The sequence below is a fragment of the Actinomadura sp. KC216 genome (genome assembly GCF_004348535.1).
Classification (GTDB): Bacteria; Actinomycetota; Actinomycetes; order Streptosporangiales; family Streptosporangiaceae; genus Spirillospora.
Window position 1 is genome coordinate 1 of record NZ_SMJX01000504.1, and the last position, 3,985, is coordinate 3,985.

3 protein-coding genes are annotated in these 3,985 nt (G+C 69.3%); all 3 read left to right on the top strand.

Features of this window, described 5'->3' with window-relative positions; all coding sequences use genetic code 11:
* Positions 1-1,446 (top strand): glycosyl hydrolase family 18 protein (locus E1264_RS41005; protein ID WP_207936914.1); only part of this gene is annotated, 1,446 nt, incomplete at its 5' end.
* Between the two features lie 64 nt (positions 1,447-1,510).
* Positions 1,511-3,277, top strand: coding sequence for a glycoside hydrolase family 18 protein (locus E1264_RS41010; RefSeq protein ID WP_132182721.1), 1,767 nt, complete (start codon positions 1,511-1,513; stop codon positions 3,275-3,277).
* 50 nt (positions 3,278-3,327) lie between these two features.
* The coding region (locus E1264_RS41015; protein ID WP_243711483.1) for a lytic polysaccharide monooxygenase auxiliary activity family 9 protein at positions 3,328-3,985 on the top strand (658 nt) is incomplete at its 3' end.

Below are 3,985 nucleotides of genomic sequence, written 5' to 3' on the forward strand. Positions count from 1 at the left end.
GGATGGGAGGGGCGCTTCACCCTCACCAACGGCTCCGACCAGGCGATCAGCGGCTGGAAGGTCGAGTTCGACCTGCCCGCCGGGACGACCGTCGGCTCGTACTGGGACGCCCTGCTCACCAAAAACGGGCAGCACCAGGTATTCGAGAACCGCAGCTACAACGGCGCGGTACCGGCCGGCGGAACCGTCACGTTCGGATTCCTCGGGAACGGTCCCGGTGCCCCCGAGAACTGCACGTTCAACGGCAACCCGTGCGACGGCGGTGACACCGGCAACCCCGGCGACCTCGGCGCGCCCGGCAGCCCGACCGTCACCGCGCGGACCGACACCTCGCTGACCCTCAGCTGGCAGCCCGCCTCCGGCGAGCCCACCGGCTACCGCGTCTACGAGGGCTCCGACCTGCGCGCGACCGTCAGCGGCACCACCGCCACGATCTCCGGCCTCGCCAAGTGCTCGACGCACAGCTACACGGTCAAGGCGTACGACGACAACGGCGAGTCGCCCGCCAGCACCGCCGTCACCAGCACGACCAGCGGATGCGTGAGCAGCGCGCTGCCCAAGCACTTCCTCACCGGCTACTGGCACAACTTCGTCAACCAGGCCCGGCCGCTGAAGCTCTCCCAGGTGCCCAACGAGTACGACGTCATCGCGGTCGCGTTCGGCGAGGCGACGACCCGCTTCGGCGAGGTCAGCTTCAGGGTCGACCCGGGCCTGGCCAGCGCGGTCGGCGGCTACACCGACGAGCAGTTCAAGGCGGACGTGAAGGCGCTTCAGGCCAAGGGCAAGAAGGTCATCCTGTCGGTCGGCGGTGAGAAGGGCGCGATCTGGGTCGGCAACAGCAGCGCCGCGACGCTGTTCACCCAGTCCATGACGACCATCATCAAGGATTGGGGCTTCGACGGCGTCGACATCGACCTGGAGAACGGCCTCAACCCGCAGTACATGGGGCAGGCCCTGCGCGCGATCCGCGGCAACGTCGGCAACGACATGATCATCACGATGGCGCCGCAGACGGTCGACATGCAGTCCACCGGCGGGGCGTACTTCCAGCTCGCGCTGAACATCAAGGACATCCTGACCGTCGTCCACATGCAGTATTACAACTCGGGCACGATGCTCGGCTGCGACCAGCAGGTGTACGCGCAGGGAACGCTCAATTTCATGACCGCGCTGGCGTGCATCCAGCTGGAGAACGGGCTGCGTCCCGACCAGGTGGCGCTGGGTCTCCCGGCGGGCGCGGGCGCGGCGGGCGGCGGTGTCGTCTCGCCGGGTCTGGTCAACAACGCGCTCGACTGCCTCGCCAAGGGCACGAGCTGCGGCAGCTTCAAGCCGTCCAAGACGTATCCGGACATCCGCGGCGCGATGACCTGGTCCATCAACTGGGACGTCACCAACGGCGGCCGGTTCGCCGGAACCGTCGGCCCGCACCTGGACACGCTTCCGTAACCGATCCCGCTCCCGCGGCGGGACACGCTGCGGGAGCGGGACACGTTTCGCCAGAGGGACGGACATGAAGAAGATCTGGGCCCCGGCGGTGCTCACCGCCGGGCTGCTCGTCGGGCTCCCGAGCCCGGCGCAAGCCGAGAACGTACTGGCCAACGCCGGTTTCGAGACGGGATCGCTGAGCGGCTGGACATGCGCGAGCGGCGGTTCCGTGGTGACCAGCCCCGTGCGGACGGGCTCGTACGCGCTCGCCGGCGGCGTGACCGCCGGCAGCACGGGCCAGTGCACGCAGACCGTCGGCGTCCAGCCGAACACGGCCTACACGCTGTCGGCTTGGGTGCGCGGCAGCTACGTGCACATGGGCGTGACCGGCGGGGCCAAGACGTGGATCCCGTCCGCGTCGAACTACACCAAGCTGACGGTGTCGTTCACGACCGGAGCCGACCAGAAGTCCGCGGAGATATTCCTCCACGGCTGGTACGCCACCGGCGCCTACCACGCCGACGACGTGGAGCTGGACGGCCCCGGCGGCGAACCCCAGCCGGGGGTGCCGGGCGCGCCCGCGGCCCCCAGGCTCGGCACGGTCACCGACGACTCGATCACGCTGTCGTGGGAACCGGCCACCGGGACGGTCACCGGCTACCGCGTCTACGAGGGCACGGCGCTGAAGGCCACCGTGACCGGGACGAGCGCCACCATCACGGGCCTCGCCAAGTGCAGCTCGCACAGCTACACGGTCGCCGCGTACAACGACGTCGGCGAGTCGGCCAAGTCCGCCCCGGTCAGCGGCCGGACGGGCGGCTGCGCGAACACCGGGCTGCCGAAGCACGCGCTCATCGGCTACATGCACGCGAGCTTCGCCAACGGCTCCGGCTACGTGCGGATGGCGGACATCCCGGACGCGTGGGACATCATCGACCTCGCGTTCGGCGAGCCGACGTCGGTCACCTCCGGCGACATCCGGTTCAACCGCTGCCCGGTGAGCGAGTGCCCGAACGTGGAGAGCGACGAGGAGTTCATCGCCGCGATCCGCGCGAAGCAGGCGCAGGGCAAGAAGGTGCTGATCTCGATCGGCGGCCAGAACGGCCAGGTTCAGCTCACGACCACGGGCGCGCGGGACGCGTTCGTCCGGTCCGTCTCGGCGATCATCGACAAGTACGGCCTGGACGGCCTGGACGTCGACTTCGAGGGCCACTCGCTCTACCTCAACAGCGGTGACACCGACTTCCGCAACCCGAAGACCCCGGTGATCGTCAACCTGATCTCCGCGCTGAAGACGCTGAAGGCCAAGTACGGCGAGAAGTTCGTGCTGACGATGGCGCCGGAGACGTTCTTCGTGCAGGTCGGCTACCAGTTCTACGGCGGCGCCGGCGGCGGGGACAACCGGACGGGCTCCTACCTCCCGGTGATCCACGCGATGCGGGACGACCTGACCGTCCTGCACGTCCAGGACTACAACTCCGGCCCCGTGATGGCGCTCGACGGCCAGTACAAGAACATGGGCGGCGCCGAGTTCCACATCGCGATGACCGACATGGTGAAGGCCGGGTTCCCGGTCGCGAACACCGGTCACACGTTCCCCGGGCTGCGGCCCGACCAGATCGGCATCGGGCTGCCCGCCGCGGTCCCCGCGGGCAACGGCCACACCTCGCCGGCCCAGGTGCAGCAGGCGGTGACCTGCCTGGTCAAGGGGACGGGCTGCGGCTCCTACCAGCTGCGCGGCGGGACGTCCCCGGCGCTGCGCGGGCTGATGACCTGGTCGATCAACTGGGACCACTACTTCAAGTGGGAGTTCATGAACGCCCACGAACCGTTCCTCAACGGCCTTCCGTAGCGCCCCAAAGCCTTACTGAGGAACAACCACCCCCACCGGAAGGAAACGAAGTGAGATCGACCCGAGCGAGAAGGGTCGCGGCCGTCACGGCCGCGGTCCCGGCGGCGTCCGCGCTGGTGGTGCTCAGCAGCTCCACCGGCGCGAACGCCCACGGGACCATGTCGGACCCGCCGAGCCGCGTCTACGTCTGCAAGAACGAGGGCCCGGAGGCGCCGAAGTCGGACGCCTGCAAGGCGGCCGTCGCGGCCGGCGGCACCCAGGCGTTCTACGACTGGAACGAGGTGTCGCTGCTGGAGGCCGGCGGCCGGCACCGGCAGATCATCCCGGACGGGCAGCTGTGCAGCGCGGGACGCGCGAAGTACCGCGGCCTGGACCTGCCGCGCGCCGACTGGCCCGCCAAGCGGATGTCGTCCGGCCCGCAGACGATCACCTACCACGCGACCGCGCCGCACGCGGGCAGCGACTTCGAGTTCTACATCACCCGCGACGGCTGGAGCCCGACGCAGCCGCTGCGCTGGGCCGATCTCGTCCCCATCCAGGCGTTCAGGAACATCAACCCCACCCAGTACACCAAGTGGACGATCAACATCCCGCCGCGGACCGGCAGGCACATCCTGTACTCGATCTGGCAGCGGGTGGCCTGGAGTGACGAGGCCTTCTACACCTGCTCGGACGTGGACTTCGGCGGCGGCTCGACGCCGACCGACC